The sequence below is a fragment of the Kribbella shirazensis genome, from assembly GCF_011761605.1.
Classification (GTDB): domain Bacteria; phylum Actinomycetota; class Actinomycetes; order Propionibacteriales; family Kribbellaceae; genus Kribbella; species Kribbella shirazensis.
The window spans coordinates 7694494-7711199 of the sequence record NZ_JAASRO010000001.1 but is presented as its reverse complement, the minus strand read 5'-3'; the positions used below and the strand labels follow the sequence as shown (position 1 = coordinate 7711199).

Genomic DNA, 16706 nt, shown 5'->3' with positions numbered 1-16706 from the left:
CGGCCGTGCGCTACTTGGCGTACGCCAGCGTTCCGAAACCGGTCTGGTCGAAGCCGCCGCTGGTGGATCCGTAGTCGCCGCCACCGCCCTCGGGCCGCACCTGCGCGGCCATCGCCGAGATGGAGGGAACGGAGAGGTACCTGCGCCTGGTGTAGTGGAAGTGCAGGATCTCCCAGACCGGCCGCACCTGGCCGCGACTGGCGGCGGAGATGACGGTGTGCTCCCGGTAGGCGCAGTCCTGCCCGGTGCCCCAGGTGTACTTCGTGAACGGGACATCCTGCCCGAGGTTGTACTTCGCGACGTACTGCGCGGCCTTCAGGAAGCGGTTGTTGTCGTAGCCGTACAGGTCCTCGCCCTGGTTCCAGGCCATCTCGCAGAACGCGCCCATCTGCCCGATCCCCATCAGAGTGTGGCCCTGGTCCCGGCCGGACTCCTGCCACTGCGCCAGGCCCTGGTCGTCGTACACGAACGGGATCGCGTGCCGGATCGACCCGTTGCCCGCACCGTTCTTGAAGTAGTTCACGGCCTGGTCGTACTTCGCAGCGTCGTCGCAGAGGATGCCGATGGCAAGGATCGAGTTCATCGTGCAGAGGTCCCAGTTGGCCCAGTAGTTCGTGATGCAGGCGTCGTTGTGGTTCACCAGGAACGAGTTGTTCAGCGGGTAGAAGACGTTCAGCATCATGGTCTTGAACCGGGCCAGGTCGAAGCCCGGGTAGTCGCGCATCAGCTCGGCGACATTCGCGAACTGGTAACCGTAGATGCCGGCCGCCAGGAACCGGTCTGCGTTACCTGTCACGGTGGTGAGCCTGGCGGACCAGGCGTTGAGGATGTTGCGGGCGCAGTCCCCGTGGGCGGTGGTGCCCTGGACGCGCCAACGCAGGGCGTTCTGGTAGGCGGCGTGGACGTCGTTGTAGAGGATGCCGTAGTTCTCGCCGGTGCCGCCGCGGATGATCGTGGCCTGCGGATTCGGTTGCCACGTCGACTGGGCGTGACCGTTGGCGATCAGCCGGTTCCAGCCGGACAGCCACGGGTCGTCGCCCGCGGCCACCCGGACCTTCGCCCGGTTCAGGTCACCCCAGTTGTGCAGCCCGCCGGGGTGGGGGAACGTGGCCGGCGCGGCGTTCGCCGGCCGGTCGAGTGCGGTGACCCCGGCGGTGGCCGCCAGTCCGGCGGCGGCCACACCTCCGGCGGCTTTGAGCAGTGTGCGTCGATCGATCTCCTTCATGTGTCTTCTCCTTAGGGGCGATGGAGCGGTGGGCAAGGGCTTATCGGGCTGCGGCGGCCTCCGCCGTGGTGAGGAAGCGCAGGTTGCGGACGTGGTCGTTGACGAACATCGGCACGCCGTCGGCGGCCAGGTACCAGCTGGGCTTGCCGCCGCTGTCGCGGATGACGCGGCCGTTGACGACGAGGTTCTCGAAGGTGACGTCCTTGACGAGGTGTTCCGCGTCGAGACCGAGCATGACCGACATGTCGGCGTGCGTGCCGGTGTAGGAGAGGTCCTTGATGTAGACGGACTCGATGCCCCGGCCGGGCGCGGTGTTCCATTTGGGGTTGAAGGTGACCCGCATGTGGATGAGCTGGCCCCAGCGGATGTCCTCCACGCGCATGCCGTCGACCTTGACGTCCCGCACGAGGTTGCCGTCGCCCGGGTTGATGGCGATGCAGCCCTGGTAGAGCAGTTGCGGCTCGCGGTGGTCGAGGATGTCGATGTTCTCGAAGCGCAGGTTCTCCAGTACCTCGGGGGCGTTGGGGTCGGGGTTGCCGTGCGTGCCGATGTTGATCGGGTGGGCGACATCGGCCCAGAGGGTGGAGTTCTTGACGGTGATGTTTCGGGTGTCGCCGTAGTAGTCCCAGCGGTGGGTGTAGATCGCGATGCAGTCGTCGGAGTTGCGCAGGAAAACGCTGTCGATGGTGACGTTCTCGGAGCAGAAGATGTCGATGCCGTCGCCCCAGCCCAGGTGGCTGAAGGAGCGCAGGCTCGTGATCTTGACGTTCTCCGACTCGGCGACCGTGATCGTGTTGTACCGGGGGTTGAGCACCGTGATGCCCTCGACCTGGACGTTCTGGGAGTCGTGGACGTAGATCGCGCCGCCCGTGGCGTTGTAGATCATGCCGCGGCCGGTCAGCCGGGCGTTCTCGACGCCCTCGAAGATGACGTTGGAGGTCAGGACCGCGCCGCCGGCGAGGTAGACGGTCTGGCCGCTGGACACCTTCAGCGTGCGGTCGGGGTGGGTGTGGACGCCGGGGCCGAAGTAGACGACGTTCGGGTCGTCCTCGCCGGGCCGCTCCGTCTCGATCGGGTTGGCGAACAGGTGCAGGCAGTCGAAGATCTTGTCGTCGAGCTGGATGACGAGGTTGCGGGGCCGGTCGAGGGTGAAGCGCAGGGTGCTGCCCAGCACCTCTGGCGTGATGCCGTAGGAGTCGGGCCGGATGCGCGCCTTCTCGAAGGCCCCCTTGGTGTAGGTGACCTCGACCTCGACGGTGCCGGAGAAGTCGAAGTACGCCGTCGAGGAGTTCTGGGCCGTGTTGCGACCGGTCAGGGGATCGATCAGGGGCAGCTTGGCGAGGTAGACGCCAAGCGTTTCCCACGTGCCGCCGACCGGGCGGACCTTCACGGTGAACGCGGTGTTGGTCGGAATGCCGGACGGGATCGGGTACGTGACGACCGTGCTGCCGGCGGCGGTCTGCTCCGCGGCAGCGGCGCGGCCGGCGCCGACGACGCCGGAGGCGGCCCCGACGAGGGCGGCACCGGCCGCCTTGAGGGTCGTGCGGCGGGTGATTGACATGCTCATGGGGGCTCCTTAGCTGATCGACACGTTGTCGAAGACGGTGGTGGTGAGGGCGAACGGGTTGCGCGACACGACAGCGAGGCCCGCGTGGTACGGCGCATCGCCGAAGCCGGTGATCGCCGCCGGTGCCGCGACTGGAGTCCAGGCGCTGCCGTCGGTGGAGGTTTCGGCGGCGAAGGTCTCGCCGGTGCGGCGGAGCCGGAGCCAGACCGCGGTGCCGGTGGTCTCTGTGGTGACCAGGGTGGTCGCCACGCGGAGGCGCCGGACGAACTGCGACCTGTCGCCGGTCAGGATCACGCCGGCGAGCTGGTCGAACGGGGACAGCGACTTGGCCATGATCAGCCCGATCCGGCCTCCCGTGTCACTGCTCACGACGCGCGCGGTGATCGTGTGGTCGCCCGTCAGCAGCACGGACGCGTACTGCGCCGTCATGCCCTGGTTGATGATGTTGAGGTCCGTACCGGCGCCGCGAACGACGAAGCGGCCGGCGTCGTAGCTGGTGATGCCTGGGGTACGGATCGCGACCGCGCTGAACGTGTCGAGCTGCCGCTCGTCCAGCACGTAGTCGCCGATGTCGCGGTACGCCCACGGCGCGGGCGGAGGCGCGGCGACGGTCAGAGTCACCCGCGCACTGGCCGTGGCCGTCGCGTTCGAGGCGGAGACCGTGGGCGTGAAAGCGCCTTGTGCAGAGGGTGTTCCGGAGATGATGCCGGTGTGCGGATCGAGTGACAGACCGCGGGGGAGTCCGCTGGCGGAGTACCTGATCGGATCGTTGCTGGCGGCAATCCGGTAGTGGAACGGTGTGCTGAGGTTGGCGTAGGCGGTCGTGGCGCTGGTGATCACCGGCGCCGGAGGTGTCGGCATCGTCGCGCTCGCCTCCGTCGAGCGGGGCCCCGAACCGGCGACGTTGCACTTCGCGACCGCGTAGTAGGTCGTACCTGGGACGCCGCTCGCGTCCCGGTAGCGCGTCTCCACGCCGTACCCGGACACGTCTCTGGCGATCACCTGGTACGGCCCGCCGGGCGTCGTACTGCGGTGGACCGCGTACCGGGCGGACACGTCGAGGTCGGTCCAGGCCAGCTCGACAGCGCTCGGCGTGGTCGTGGCGGTCAGTACGCCGGCGAGTGCGTCCGGACGGCGCACTGACCAGCCCGGGGCCGTGACGTTGTCGAACGTTGCCGTCGTCGTCTCGGTGGACGTCGCGTCGAGCGTCGAGCAGACGGCGATCCCGACGTACAACTGGGTGCCGAGCCGGAGCTTCGACGAACCGACCTCCGTCCAGTCCTCGCCGTCGGGGGAGATGAAGCCGGTGAACGCCGTGCCTCTGCGCACGATGCGGACCCAGTACGGCTTGCGTAACCGGTAGCCGTCGCTGGCCGCTTCGACGTACGGCGCCTCGAGCGGCGTCGCGGACTGCGGCAGGGATCCGAGATTCGAGATCGGGAATCCGGCATTCACCGTGATCGCCTGCTGCTGAGACGGCGGAACGACCGTGCTGCCGGTACCTGTGGCCGGTGCGCCGGTCTCCGGTCTGACGGTCCACACACCGCTCCACGTGTGCAGTGGCAGGCCCTTGATGAGCATCGACGCATGCGCGGAGCCGGGGTCGAGCGACTGCCGCATCATCACTCCGACGCTCGCGTACTGCGAACTCACCGGATGCACGACCCGTGCCGTGAGCACACCGTCGCCGGTCATCGGCAGGTAGCTGAAGCGGAAGCTGTCCCGTGTTCCGCCCAGGTCCGCACCACCGGCCTCGATCACGAAGGTCCGGCCGTCGTAGTCCGTCCGTCCCGTGCGCCGGACGGTGCCGATGTCCTCGCTCGCCCACGGCAACCGCTCGGTGGCCACTGGCAGCGACTCCGCGCTGGTGCCGGCGGCGTTCGCGGCCTCGACCGTGTAGTAGTAGGTCCGTCCAGGCTTCGTCGTACCGTCCACGTAAGAGGTGGAAGTGAGACCGCTGGCGATCGTCGTGAACTCACCGTCGGTCGCCCGTTTGACGGTGTAGCTCACTGCGTCTGTGCAACTGTGCGGCTCGACCGATCGCGCCCAAGCCAGCGCGACGCCGTCCGGGCCGCTGTGCGCGGTCAGACCGTACGGCGTGCCCGGCGCGACCTTCGGTGTGGAGGGGATGACCTGGTCCTTGGCGTGGGTGAGTGTGCCCCAGCCCGGGTGATCGTCGTTCGTGCCTTCGACGACGCGGCTTCCGTTGCGGAAGACGACCTGCTCGAGGTATGGCGTCCGCAGCCCGCGGCGGCCGGCGTAGTGGCCGTAGGCGAGCTCGTAGATCGGCTGGAACTGCCCACGGTTGCCAGTGGCAACGGCTGTCTTGAGGTACTTGCCGGTGCGATCGAGATCCGCGGCGAACGGGACGTCGTTGCCGAGGTTGTAGCGGGCGGTGTACTCGAAGCCCTTCAGGATCCGGTCGTCGGTGTGGCCGAAGAGGTCGACCCCTTGGTTCCAGGCGACCGCGGCGGTGTCGGCGAGCAGCCCGAGGGCGAGTTGTGCGTACGCCTGGCTGCGCCCGCTCTCCTGTCCCTGACCGGTCGCTTCGACCACGATGTGCTCGATCCGGCCGTTACCCGCACCGGCCACGGCGTACCGGACGGCGTTCTCGAACATCACCCGGTCGTCGCAGTACACCGCGATCGCGATGACGGCCTGCAACGCAGCGAGGTCCCAGTTGCCGTTGGCGAACAACGCGGTGCCGGCGAACGAGCGGTACCAGACCTTGCGGAACGACTCACCGCAGCGGTCGATGTCGGCCTGCGCCCAGCCGCTGTAGCCGGTGTGGCGGAGCAATTCGGCCGCGTTGACGAACTTGAAGCCCTGCAGGCCGGAGCCGAGCTGCCCGTCCGCGCCGGTGATCGCCTCGAGGCTGCCCGACCAGGCGTTCAGGATGTCACGGGCCTTGTCGGCATGCCGGACATCGCCGGTGACGGCCCACATCAAGGCGTTCTGGTACGCCGCGCACGAGTCGCTGACCGCTTCCGCCATGAAGTTCGCCGGACCGCGGCCCCAGGACGTGATGTGGCCGGCGTTGCGGACCACGTAGTCGTACGACGATCGGGGATGCGCGGCGAGCGCGAGGAACCCGCCGTACTGCGGTGCCCGCTGGTCGGCGACCGCCGCGCGCATGCGCTCCAGATCGTCCGCGCTGTGCAGGATCCCGGGGTGTGCGAAACCTGACTCCGCCGGATCCGCGGCGGCCGAGGCGGCGGCCGGTTCGACGTGGAGTTGGGTGGCGACGAGCGCTCCGCCGGTGGCGAGCAGCACCGTGCGGCGGCTGGGACGTGGATTCACCATCAGGTTCTCCTGCGGGATCAGGGGGCGTCGAGGAGTTGGACCTCGGCGACGTTCGTGAAGCCGCCGTGGCCGTCGTAGATGTAGCGCGGCATCGCGCCGACCAGCGAGTAGCTGTGCTGGTTCATCGAAGTCGTTGCGGGGAGACCCCGTCGTTCAGGGCGGGGAGGAGCCGCAACTGCCTCCCTTCGCGTCTCAGGATTTGTCGGTCCCGGCTGTTTGGATGTGTGTCATGGCCCGCTTTCGTCTTGCCCCGACTCCGGAGCAGGAGGCCGCGTTGCTTGGGCACTGCAAGAGCGCCAGATATGTCTGGAACCTGGCTCTCGAGCAGTGGTCGATGTGGTCGGTGGGACGCCGCAGCTACCCGCCGCGGTACGTGCAGCAGGCGCGGCAGCTGACCGAGGCCCGGGCCGCCGGCGAGTGGTTGCGGTCCGGGTCGCAGACGGTGCAGCAGCAGGCGTTGCGGGACTTCGACCAGGCCGTCACGAACTTCTTCGCCGGCACCCACCGCCGACCCACTTGGCGCAAGGCCGGGATGCACGAGGGGTTCCGGATCGTCGGCCCGCAAGCCGGACGGGTGGAGAAGCTGAACCGCAAGTGGGCCCGGGTCCTCGTGCCGAAGGTCGGTTGGGTGAAGTTCCGGCTGTCCGGGCCGCTGCCTGACGCGAAGTCGTACCGGGTCAGTCGTGACCGCGCTGGCCGCTGGCATATCGCGTTCGCGGTCGTGCCCGAGCCCATCCCGGGACCGGGTACCGGGGAGGTTGTCGGGGTGGATCGTGGTGTGACTGTGTCGGCCGCGCTGTCCACGGGTGAGAAGCTGCGGGTGCCGACGTTGACCTCGGGCGAGAAGAGGCGGCTGCGGAAGCTGCAACAGCGTCTGTCCCGTGCCCGCAGCGGCAGCAACCGCCGCTCCAGGACCAAGGCCGCGATCGCCCGGCTGAAGGCGCGGGAGGCGGATCGGCGCAAGGATTGGGTCGAGCAGATCAGCACCCGGCTGGCCCGCGAGTTCGATGTGATCCGGGTCGAGGACCTGCGCATCGTCCAGATGACGCGCTCGGCCAAGGGCACGGTCGACAACCCCGGGAAGCGGGTGCGGCAGAAGGCCGGACTGAACCGGGGCATCCTGGCCAACGGCTGGGGCCGGCTCGTCCAGCGGCTGGAGCACAAGGCCGCAGGCCGGGTCGAGAAGATTCCGGCGGCGTACACCTCTCAGACGTGTTCGCGGTGCGGGACCAGGGATCGGGAGGCGCGCGAGAGCCAAGCCGTCTTCCGCTGCCGGTCCTGCGGATACACCGCGAACGCCGACGTGAACGCTGCTGTCAACATCGCGGCTGGACGGGCCGTGAACGCACGTGGAGCGACAGCGGTACCGGTCGCCGAGAAGCGTGAACCTCAACCCCCTACCTCCGCGTAGTCGGGTTGGAATCCCCGCCGTTCACGGCGAGGAGGACGTCAAGAAGTTGCGATTGCGGTGTCGTCGTCGTTCTGTTCTCGCGGTACGCCGCGCCCTGTTGCACCTGGGTGCGGGCCCTCTCCAAGGAGGACGCGCTGACGGCGAGCCCGGGATGGACGAAGCCCGCCGCCGACGTCACCCGCTCGATCACCGGCGCCGGAAAGGCGGCGGTGGCCGTGGCGGCGGCTGTGACGGTGGCGGTGGTGGTGGCGGTGGCGGGCCGTGCGACCGCCGGCGGTGCGCTGAGCAATCCGCAGAGGACCGCGAACGCTGTGGCGATCGCGAGGACGGGTCTGCGCAGTCGGGTGGGCGGGGGAAGTCGGTCCGGATCAGCCATCGCTGCACTCCCAGTTCGTCTGTCTCGGGGCGATCGGGAGCCTCGCACCGGGGCGCGGCCGGGCCAAGAACGAAGCCCGGTCCGAAAATTTCCGGACGCCAAAGACAACGATTGCTATGCGACGCTGAGCCCCTCAGCTCCGTCATCCCAGCAAGCGCTCTCTGGGCGCCGAACCCTGGAGGTACCGTGTCCGATCGACCGCCGGCCGTCGTCGCCATGTCCGCAGTGCACTGGCCGTCGCTGTTCCCGGACCCCGTCCGCCGTGCGCTCGGCGAGCTCGTCGCGTTCGATCCGGCGGTGATCGTCGAGCGCCTCGACGATCCGCGGCTCGAGGACCGGCTCGCGGACGCCGAGATCCTGATCACCGGGTGGGGCTGCCCGGCGATCGACCGGGCCGCGCTGGACGCCATGCCGAAACTCCGGGCGGTGCTGCACGCCGCCGGCAGCGTGAAGGCGCATCTGTGCCCGGAGGTGTGGGAGCGCGGCATCGCGGTCTCCTCCGCGGCGTCGGCGAACGCCGTCCCGGTCGCCGAGTACGCGCTCGGTGTCGTGCTCCTCGCCGGCAAGGGCGTGTTCGGACTCCGCGAGCGGTACCGGCGGGACCGGGGCTTCGAGCTCGGGTTCATCCACGACGGCGTGGGGAACTACCGGCGAACGGTCGGGCTGATCGGCGCATCACGGATCGGGAGGCAGGTGATCGACCTGCTGCGGCCGTTCGACTTCCACGTCCAGGTGTACGACCCGTACGCCGAGGATCTCGACGTACCCGTCGTGGATCTGCCGACGCTGCTCGCGACCAGCGACATCGTCAGTGTGCACGCGCCGTCGACGGCGGAGACCTATCGCCTGCTCGGCCGCGAGGAGCTGGCGCTCATGCCGGACGGCGCGACCCTCGTCAACACGGCACGGGGCGAACTCGTGGATCCCGAGGCGCTGATCGCCGAACTCGCCTCTGGCCGGCTCTCCGCGGTCCTCGACGTGACCGACCCCGAACCGCTGCCGCCCGACTCGCCGCTGTTCGACCTGCCGAATGCCTTCGTGACCCCTCACGTCGCGGGATCGCACGGCAACGAACTCGCCCGTCTCGGGGTCTGCGTGGTGGACGAGCTGGACCGCTTCCTGTCCGGCGAGCCGCTGCTGCACCCTGTCGGTCTGGCCGATCTCGACCGGGGCGCGTGAGCGTGAAGGACAACGATCCCTACGCCATCGACCCCTTGACACTCTCCAGTTCACGCGGTTACGTTCACGGCCAAATGGAAAGCGCTTTCTATTCGCAGAGAGGAGATCGCCGTGACTGACCACTCGACCGGACCGGCCACGCGCCGCCGCGGCGCGCTGCGCGGCAGCCTGTGGCTGGGGCTGCTGGCGCTGCCCGCCGTGGCGTTCTTCCTGGTGTTCAGCTACGCGCCGATGGCCGGCCTGGTGGTGGCCTTCAAGGAGTTCGACATCAGCAAGGGCATCTTCGGGAGCCCGTGGAACGGCCTGGACAACTTCCGGTACTTCTTCAGCTCGGGCGACGCCGGCCGGATCCTGCTGAACACGCTGCTGCTGAACGTGCTGTTCCTGGCCGCGACGCTGGCGGCGGGTGTGACGCTCGCGCTCATGCTCAACGAGCTCCGCGGCCGGTACTTCAAGCGGGTCGCGCAGTCGACGATCTTCTTCCCGTACTTCGTCTCGCCGGTCGTGATCGCGATCATGCTGCAGGTGCTGCTGTCCGGGCCGGCCGGATCGGGTGGCGCGGTGAACGACGCGCTCGCGGGCTTCGGTCTGCCGACGGTCAGCTGGTACACCGAGCCCGGCCCGTGGCCGTGGATCCTCACCGCGGTGAAGGTCTGGCAGTTGGGCGGCTACATGAGCGTCATCTTCCTGGCCGCGATCACCTCGATCCCCGAGGACGTCTACGAGGCCGGGCAGATCGACGGCGCCAGCCGGGCCCAGATGGCGTTCCGGATCACGCTTCCGCTGCTCAAGCCGACGGCGGCGGTGCTGCTGGTGCTCGGCGTCGGCCGGATCTTCTACGGCGACTTCGGGACGATCTACGCGATCGTCGGCGACAACGGCACGTTGTTCCCGACCACCGACGTCATCGACACCTATGTCTTCCGCTCGCTGCGCCAGATCGGTGACTTCGGCACCACGGCCGCGATCGGCCTGTTCCAGTCCGTCGTCGGATTCGTCCTGGTGGCGACGGCGGTGCTGATCCAGCGCCGGTACTCGAAGGAAACGAGCCTGCTGTGACCGCTGCCCTGACCTCCACCCTCGCCAAGTCGTCCGTGCGGACGGCGACCCGCCGGCGCCGGCGGCCGGAAGCGTTCACGGTGATCAGCATCATCGGGGTGACCACCTTCATGGTCATCTGCCTGATCCCGTTCTGGATGATCGTGTCCGGATCGTTCACCGACGAGCAGACGCTGGCGACCACCGGCTACAGCCTGATCCCGCGGCCGTTCTCGATCTCGGCGTACAAGCTGATCTTCACCGGTCCCACGTTGCTGGGCGCGTACGCCGCGAGCGTGTTCATCACCGTCGTGGGTACGGCGCTGGCGCTGGCGTGCACGTCCGGGCTCAGCTGGGTGATCGCGCGCCGGCTGCCCTACGTCAGCAGGCCGTTGTCGGTGTTCGCGTACATCCCGATGCTGTTCACCGGCGGGCTCGTCCCGCTCTACCTGCTCGTCACGCAGTACCTGAAACTCCAGAACAGCTACTTCGCGGTCATCCTGCCGTTGCTGGTGGCACCTTTCCTGGTGTTCATCCAGGTCTCGGCGTTCCGCCAGTTGCCGGAGGAGATCCTCGACTCGGCGCGGGTCGACGGCGCGGGGGAGATGCAGATCTTCTTCCGCATCGGCCTGCCGCTGTCGAAGCCGATCCTCGCGGTGGTCGGCCTGTTCTACGCGGTGCACTACTGGAACGAATGGTTCACCGCGTTGCTGTTCATGTCGGACGTCCACAAGTTCCCGCTCCCGCTGCTGCTGCAGAACCTGATCTCGAACGTGTCGTTCTCGCAGATGCTGCCGACAGCCGCGGAGCAGTCGACGCCGGTCTACCAGCTCCGGCTCGCCCTGACGGTCGTCACCATCGGCCCGATCCTGCTCGCCTACCCCTTCGCGCAGCGCTATTTCGTCAAAGGCATCACTCTGGGAGCCACCAAGGGCTGACGGCTCCCTCCACTACTTTCTCAGGAGGCATCGTGCCCGCCACATCTCCAGCCGGTCTCAGCCGGCGCGGCTTTCTGGCCGCGAGCGGCGGCCTGTCCGTCGCGGCACTTCTCGGCCTGAACGGCTGCGGCAACTCGTCCACCGGATCGAAAGGCGCGCCCGACACGCTGACGCTGCTGCTCCCCGGCGACGCGCCGACCGGTTGGGACGCCGTACTCGCCAAGGTGAACGAGAAACTGAAGCAGGATCTCGGCTTCACCATCGCGCCGCAGTTCATCGCCTGGTCGAACTACCAGCAGCAGTCGTTGCTCAAGTTCACCGCCGGCGACACCTTCGACACCGCGCTCCAGGCCCGCTGGCTGAACATGATCCAGCTGGTCGCGAGCAAGTCGCTGGTCCCGGTCGGCGACCTGATCGGCAAGTACCCGAACCTCAGCAAGTCCCTCGCTCCCGAACTGCTCGAGCAGAACAAGTGGAAGGGCAAGCTGTACGGCATCCCGCAGGTGAACTCGGCCGCGAGGTTCCACCACTTCACCGTCCGCCAGGACCTGGCCGACAAGCTCGGCATCGGCGAGATCACCGCGTTCGACCAGCTCGAGAAGTTCTGGTACGACGTGAAGCAGAAGCAGAAGATCACGCCGGTCGGGATCTCCTCCAACATGCCCAAGCTACTCGTCGCCTTCGCGCCGGTCGGCTGGCTGAACCAGCACGACTGGGAGAACCCGCACGTCAGCGTCCAGACGTTCAGCGGCGGCTCGTTCCCGTTCTACCTGGCGCAGGACGGGAAGACCACCGGGTCGGCGAAGCCGATTCCGTTCTGGGAGGCGCCCGGTGTCGTCGACGCCCTGCGCCGCGTGCGCAAGTACTACCTGGACGGCATCATCAACAAGGACGCGCTGAACGTCGACTCGTCCACGATCGGCGCCCAGTTCGAGTCAGGCCGGATCGCGAGCCGCTGGGCGATGACCGACGGGCTCTCGTCCCAGTCGCTGGCACCGCTGCGCAAGGCCGTTCCGTCGGCGCAGATCGCGAACGTCGTCCCGATCCGGGGCGGCAAGAACGCGAAACCGAACCAGACCTTCCAGGCCGACAACTTCGTCGTACTGAACGTCAAGGGTCAGAGCAACGAGCGGGCCCTGCAGCTCGAGGACTGGGTCTCGATCAAGGAGAATCACGACCTGATCAGCTACGGCGTCGAGGGCAAGGACTGGAAGCCGGTCGGCACGGACAAGTTCGAGCAGCTCTCGCAGTACGGTTTCCCGGGGTACGCCCTGTGCTGGCGGCAGACGCTCGAGAAGAAGATCAAGGACATCACGCCGACCGAGGAGGCGTGGTTCGACTGGGCACAGGACTACGACAACTTCACCGTCGACCCGTACGCGTCGTTCGTCCCCGACGTGACGCCGGTGAAGCGGCAGGACAGCCAGGTCAGTGCGGCGATGACGCAGTACGGCAATCCGTTGTGGATCGGTGCGGTCGATGTGGACAAGGGGCTCGACGCCCTCAGGAAGGCGGTCGACAAGGCCGGTCTGGCCGACCTGCACGCGGAGCTCGAGAAGCAGGCGAACGCGTACCTCAAGGGCGAGTGATCGCCGATGACCGCCCCACGCAGGAAGCTCGCCGTCGTCGCCCGCGAGGCCGGCGTGTCGGTGTCCACGGTGTCGAAGGTTCTGCGGGCCTACCCGGACGTCGCGCCCGCGACGCGGGCCCGCGTGCGGGAGGTCCTGCGGCGGTTCGGGTATCCAGTGGAGGACCCGGCGGCCGGAGTACGTCGGGATGAATCGGCACTGGTCGACCTGGTGGTGGCGGGTGCCGGGCGGAGCTGGGCCGGCGAGGTTCTCGCCGGGCTGGCCGAGCGGGTCCGGCAGCCGGGGCTGGCCGTCGTCGTAACGACGGTCAGCCCGGGAACACCGGTGCCGAGGATCTGGCTGGAGCAGGTGTTCGCGCGCGGTACCCGTGGAGTGATCGGGCTCGGCGCGGACTTCACCGACGTACAGCTGGCGTATCTCGCGGCCCACGACATCCCGTGCGTGCTGGTCGAACCTGGCGTCCAGGACGTCGTGTCCCAGGCGCTTACGGTCGTCCTCGACGGATCAGCCGCGGTGCCCGTCGACCTGGCTGGGTGACGCAGGCCGCTTCACCGAGTTGCGGATCACCACGTGGGTCTTGAAGAGCCGGTGGTCGCCGGTCCAGCCCTCCTGCAGGTGCTGGTCGTCGACGGCGATCTGTGCGGCGGTCCGGCCGAGATCTTCGTACGGCACGTGCACGGTGGTGAGCCGGGGGCGTAGGTCCTGGGCGAGTTCTACGTCGTCGTACCCGACGACCGAGAGGTCATCGGGGATGGTCAGCCGCTGCTCGGCCGCGGCGGCGTACACCCCGGCGGCCACGACGTCGGTGGCGGCGAAGACAGCGGTGAAGTCCCGGCCTGCGGCCAGCCGGCGACGTGTCAGCTGGTAGCCCGAAGCGCGGGTGAAGACCCCGTGCTCGATCAGCCTCGGCTCGTCCGGTACGCCGAAGTCGGACAGCGCCCTGCGGTGACCGGCTAGCCGCTCGTTGCTGGTGCTCTGACGCTTGGGCCCGGCGAGGAACAGGATGCGCTTGTGGCCCTGCGCCAGCAGGTGACTCGTCAGCGCGTACGCGCCGTTCTCGTTGTCGTACTCGATCACCGCGGCCGGGACGCCGTCGCCGAGTGCTGGGCGTCCGCACAGTACGAGCAGTGATCCGGCGGCGTGCAGCGACCGGGCCAGCTCGGTCATCTTCTGCCGGTACTCGGCCGCCTCTTCCACGACACCGCCGATCAGTACGACCGCCCCTGCGCGCTGCTCGCGCATCAGCTGGACGAGGGCGAGCTCCCGGTCCGGATCGCCCTGGGTGGTGCCGATCAGACTGAGCCAGCCCTGCCGGGCCGCTTCCTGCTCCACACCGTGGGCGGCGTCGGCGAAGGACTGCCCGCGGACGTCGGCGAGGATGAACGCGATCGTCTTCGACCGTGCGCCTGCTGCCAGCGCGCGGGCGTGCGTGTTCGCGGAGTAGTTCAGCTCGCGGACCGCATTCATCACCCGCTGCTTGGCCGAGCGGGATACCGGGTAGTTGTCGGCCAGCACCCGGGAGACGGTCGCCGGAGAAAGGCCGGCGTGCGCGGCGACGTCGGCCAGCGTCGGGCCGGTGGACGACCTGCGGCGTCCGGGCGTCGGCTCAGTCATGTTTCCTCTTAGCGGTCGACGAGCGGATGACTACGTGGGTGCCGAGCAACAGGTGCTGGTCGAGCGCGTACTCGTCGCGATGCAGGGCAAGCCGTACGGCGGACCGCCCGAGCTCCTCGTACGGGAGATGCACGGTCGTCAGCGGCGGATTGAGGTCGGCGCTGAGCGGAATGTCGTCGTACCCGACCACGGAAACATCCTCGGGTACGCGTACGCCGGCGTCCCGGAGTGCGGCGAGGACACCGATCGCGACCACGTCCGTGACGGCGACGACGGCTGTCATGCCCGCCTTGCGTTCCAGCAGCAGTCGCGTCTGCCGGTACCCGGACTCGCGGTCGTAGTTGCCGTCGACAATCAGTTCCTGGTCGACGTCCAGCCCTCTGGTCGCGTGGGCGTTCAGGAACCCGTTGAGCCGCGCTCCGGTCGTCGTGTGCTCGGGCTCACCGGCTCCGACGAACGCGATCCGCTCGTGGCCCAGTGAGAGCAGGTAGTCGGTGACCGCGAACGCACCACCTTCGTTGTCGTACTCGACCACCGTGGCCGGCACGTCCGCGCCGATCGGTGGGCGGCCGCACAGCACGAGCCGCGAACCGGCCCGGTCGAGCGAGTGCGCGATCTCCGCCATCCGCCGGACATGCTCCTCGGTCCGCAACCCGCCGCCGACCAGGACCACCGCCTCGGCCTGCTGCTGGCGCATCAGCTCGATCAGTTCGAGTTCGCGCTCGGGGTCACCGTGATGTGTGCAGACCAGGCACACCCTGCCCTCGGCGGTCGCCTGCAGTTCGACACCCTGGCCGATGTAGGCGAACAGCGGGCCGACCAGGTCGCGCACGATGAAGGCGACCGTCCGGGTCGATCCGCCGACCAGGGCGCGGGCCTGGGCGTTGATGACATAGTCGAGGTCGCGCACCGCGCGCAGCACCCGGCTCCGGACCGACGCACTCACCGGGTAGGTGCCGCCGAGCACCCGGGAGACGGTGGTGGCACTCACGCCGGCGGACGCGGCGACGTCCTTGACAGTCGGCTGCCGCCCCGAGCTCATCCTGGCCACCTGTACGCACACCTCCCGAGTCGAAACTTTCCGCCGTAGCACCGGATAGAAAACGTTAACTATGCTGCCATCCATGCCGCCGGATGTCGAAACCCTCCACCACACCAAAACCGGCCCCGAAACCCCAGCCCCCGCCCCAGCCGGTGGTGCAGTAGTTGGTGGTGCGGATGGTGCGGCAGCCGGTGGTGCAGTAGCTACAGCCGGTGCGGGGAACGTACTGCTTCTGGTGCATGGCTGGGGTGGGGACGGGCATTCCTGGGATCCCGTGCGATTCGGCGCCCGGCGGGTCGTGACCGTCGACCTGCGCGGTCACGGACGCTCGCCGGTCCCCGACGACGGCTACCGTCCCGCCGACTACGCCGCTGACCTCGCCGCGCTGATCACGGCGACCGGGCTCCAGCCGGTGGTTGCCGTGGGCCACTCCATGGGCGGTCAGGTCGTGGTGCGGCTCGCGCTGGACCACCCGGAGTTGGTCCGCGCGCTGGTGGTAATAGATCCGGCGTACGGTGCGGACGACGCCGAGGCGGCGACGTTCGGCCGGCGACTGGCGGATCTCCGGCGGGACGGCGCCGCGGCCGCCGTACGCCAGTTGGGCCACCTCGCGGACGACGTACGCGAGCAACTGTTGCGTACGCCGGGCCACGTCCTGGCAGTCAGCTATGCCGGCATGTACACCGACCCTGACGCGTTCGGGGCACGTCCCGCCGCCGCGAAGGTGCTGGCCCGGCTGACCCAGCCGGTCCTGTGCATCCGCCCCGGCGCGCCGATGGCCGACTGGGACCTGAGCTGCGCCCTCCCGCCGCGATCACGCGTCGTCGTCTGGAACGGCGCCGGCCACTTCCTCCACCGCGACCGGCCCCGGCCCTTCGTTCGCCTGGTGGAAGGCTGGCTCGCCACCCTGTGATGGACATGGAAACCATGTTCATTTAGAGTTGGTGAGGTGGGTTCGAGAGGGCCGCGGCGGTTGACCGCTGGCGACATCGGAGTACGCCGGACGCGTCAGCGCGCGGCGATCCTCGGTGCGCTGGGCGGCTGCTCAAACTTCGTGTCGGCGCGGGAGTTGCACCAGTTGCTGGTGTCGGCGGGTGAGGCCATCGGGCTGACCACGGTGTACCGGGCGCTGCACGATCTCGAACGCGCCGAGTTGGTCGACGTCGTACGCGACGACGCCGGCGGACGCTACTACCGGCAACGACCGACCGCCGAGCATCGGCACTATCTGATCTGCCGTTGCTGCGGTCTCAGCCGACCGGTAGACGCCGAGGTCGTCGAAACCTGGGCCGATCGTGTCGCCGATGACTCCGGCTTCACAGACGTCGAGCACACCCTCGAACTGGCAGGCGTCTGCGCGACCTGCGCCCCCGCGGCGGAGCTCTGACACATCCTGGGGACCTCGGACACCTGGTCAGATGTCC

Annotated in this window: 14 protein-coding genes; 8 read left to right on the top strand and 6 right to left on the bottom strand. The window is 68.5% G+C overall.

Going from position 1 to position 16706, the window contains the following annotated elements:
* Positions 1-10: 10 nt before the first annotated feature.
* From BJY22_RS36710 to BJY22_RS36700, 3 genes are read right to left on the bottom strand one after another with little or no spacing between them, the layout of a single operon-like run.
* A complete protein-coding gene (locus BJY22_RS36710; protein WP_167216286.1) occupies positions 11-1225 on the bottom strand; it encodes an alginate lyase family protein in 1215 nt (404 codons plus the stop codon).
* A gap of 40 nt (positions 1226-1265) precedes the next feature.
* The gene (locus BJY22_RS36705; protein WP_167216284.1) at positions 1266-2792 is read right to left on the bottom strand and encodes a glycosyl hydrolase family 28 protein; all 1527 of its coding nucleotides are present in this window, start codon (positions 2790-2792) and stop codon (positions 1266-1268) included.
* 9 nt (positions 2793-2801) lie between these two features.
* The gene (locus BJY22_RS36700) at positions 2802-6095 is read right to left on the bottom strand and encodes an alginate lyase family protein (RefSeq protein WP_167216282.1); all 3294 of its coding nucleotides are present in this window, start codon (positions 6093-6095) and stop codon (positions 2802-2804) included.
* Positions 6096-6324: 229 nt separating this feature from the next.
* Here BJY22_RS36700 and BJY22_RS36695 point away from each other — a divergent pair, with 229 nt between their 5' ends.
* Positions 6325-7506 (top strand): RNA-guided endonuclease InsQ/TnpB family protein, encoded by a 1182-nt coding sequence (locus BJY22_RS36695; RefSeq protein WP_167216280.1) that lies wholly within the window; start codon positions 6325-6327, stop codon positions 7504-7506.
* Here BJY22_RS36695 and BJY22_RS36690 read toward each other — a convergent pair.
* Entirely contained in the window at positions 7493-7882 is a 390-nt protein-coding gene (locus BJY22_RS36690) for a hypothetical protein (RefSeq protein ID WP_167216278.1), read from the bottom strand. The two genes, BJY22_RS36695 and BJY22_RS36690, sit on opposite strands and share 14 nt — an antisense overlap.
* A gap of 186 nt (positions 7883-8068) precedes the next feature.
* Between BJY22_RS36690 and BJY22_RS36685 the strand changes: the two genes are divergently transcribed.
* From BJY22_RS36685 to BJY22_RS36665, 5 genes are all read left to right on the top strand, one after another.
* Entirely contained in the window at positions 8069-9061 is a 993-nt protein-coding gene (locus BJY22_RS36685) for an NAD(P)-dependent oxidoreductase (protein WP_167216276.1), read from the top strand.
* A gap of 111 nt (positions 9062-9172) precedes the next feature.
* Positions 9173-10120: an ABC transporter permease subunit gene (locus tag BJY22_RS36680; protein WP_202891434.1), complete on the top strand. Its 948-nt coding sequence runs from the start codon at positions 9173-9175 to the stop codon at positions 10118-10120.
* Positions 10117-11037, top strand: a complete 921-nt coding sequence (locus BJY22_RS42160) for an ABC transporter permease subunit (protein ID WP_167216274.1) — start codon at positions 10117-10119, stop codon at positions 11035-11037. Before BJY22_RS36680 ends, BJY22_RS42160 begins: the two co-directional genes overlap by 4 nt.
* Positions 11038-11069: 32 nt before the next feature.
* A complete protein-coding gene (locus tag BJY22_RS43190; protein WP_167216272.1) occupies positions 11070-12626 on the top strand; it encodes a DUF3502 domain-containing protein in 1557 nt (518 codons plus the stop codon).
* 6 nt (positions 12627-12632) lie between these two features.
* Complete coding sequence (locus BJY22_RS36665; protein WP_167216270.1) at positions 12633-13163, top strand: LacI family DNA-binding transcriptional regulator; 531 nt, start codon at positions 12633-12635, stop codon at positions 13161-13163.
* Here the strand turns inward: BJY22_RS36665 and BJY22_RS36660 are convergent.
* Positions 13131-14240 (bottom strand): LacI family DNA-binding transcriptional regulator, encoded by a 1110-nt coding sequence (locus tag BJY22_RS36660; protein ID WP_167216268.1) that lies wholly within the window; start codon positions 14238-14240, stop codon positions 13131-13133. The genes BJY22_RS36665 and BJY22_RS36660 overlap by 33 nt on opposite strands.
* A complete protein-coding gene (locus BJY22_RS36655) occupies positions 14233-15282 on the bottom strand; it encodes a LacI family DNA-binding transcriptional regulator (RefSeq protein ID WP_167216266.1) in 1050 nt (349 codons plus the stop codon). The genes BJY22_RS36660 and BJY22_RS36655 overlap by 8 nt, the downstream gene beginning before the upstream one ends.
* Positions 15283-15352: 70 nt before the next feature.
* On the opposite strand from BJY22_RS36655, the gene BJY22_RS36650 reads away from it, so the two are divergent.
* Entirely contained in the window at positions 15353-16195 is an 843-nt protein-coding gene (locus BJY22_RS36650) for an alpha/beta fold hydrolase (RefSeq protein WP_337759751.1), read from the top strand.
* Between the two features lie 36 nt (positions 16196-16231).
* On the top strand, positions 16232-16669 hold the full coding sequence (locus BJY22_RS36645) for a Fur family transcriptional regulator (RefSeq protein WP_337759750.1): 438 nt from the start codon (positions 16232-16234) through the stop codon (positions 16667-16669).
* Positions 16670-16706 lie beyond the last annotated feature (37 nt).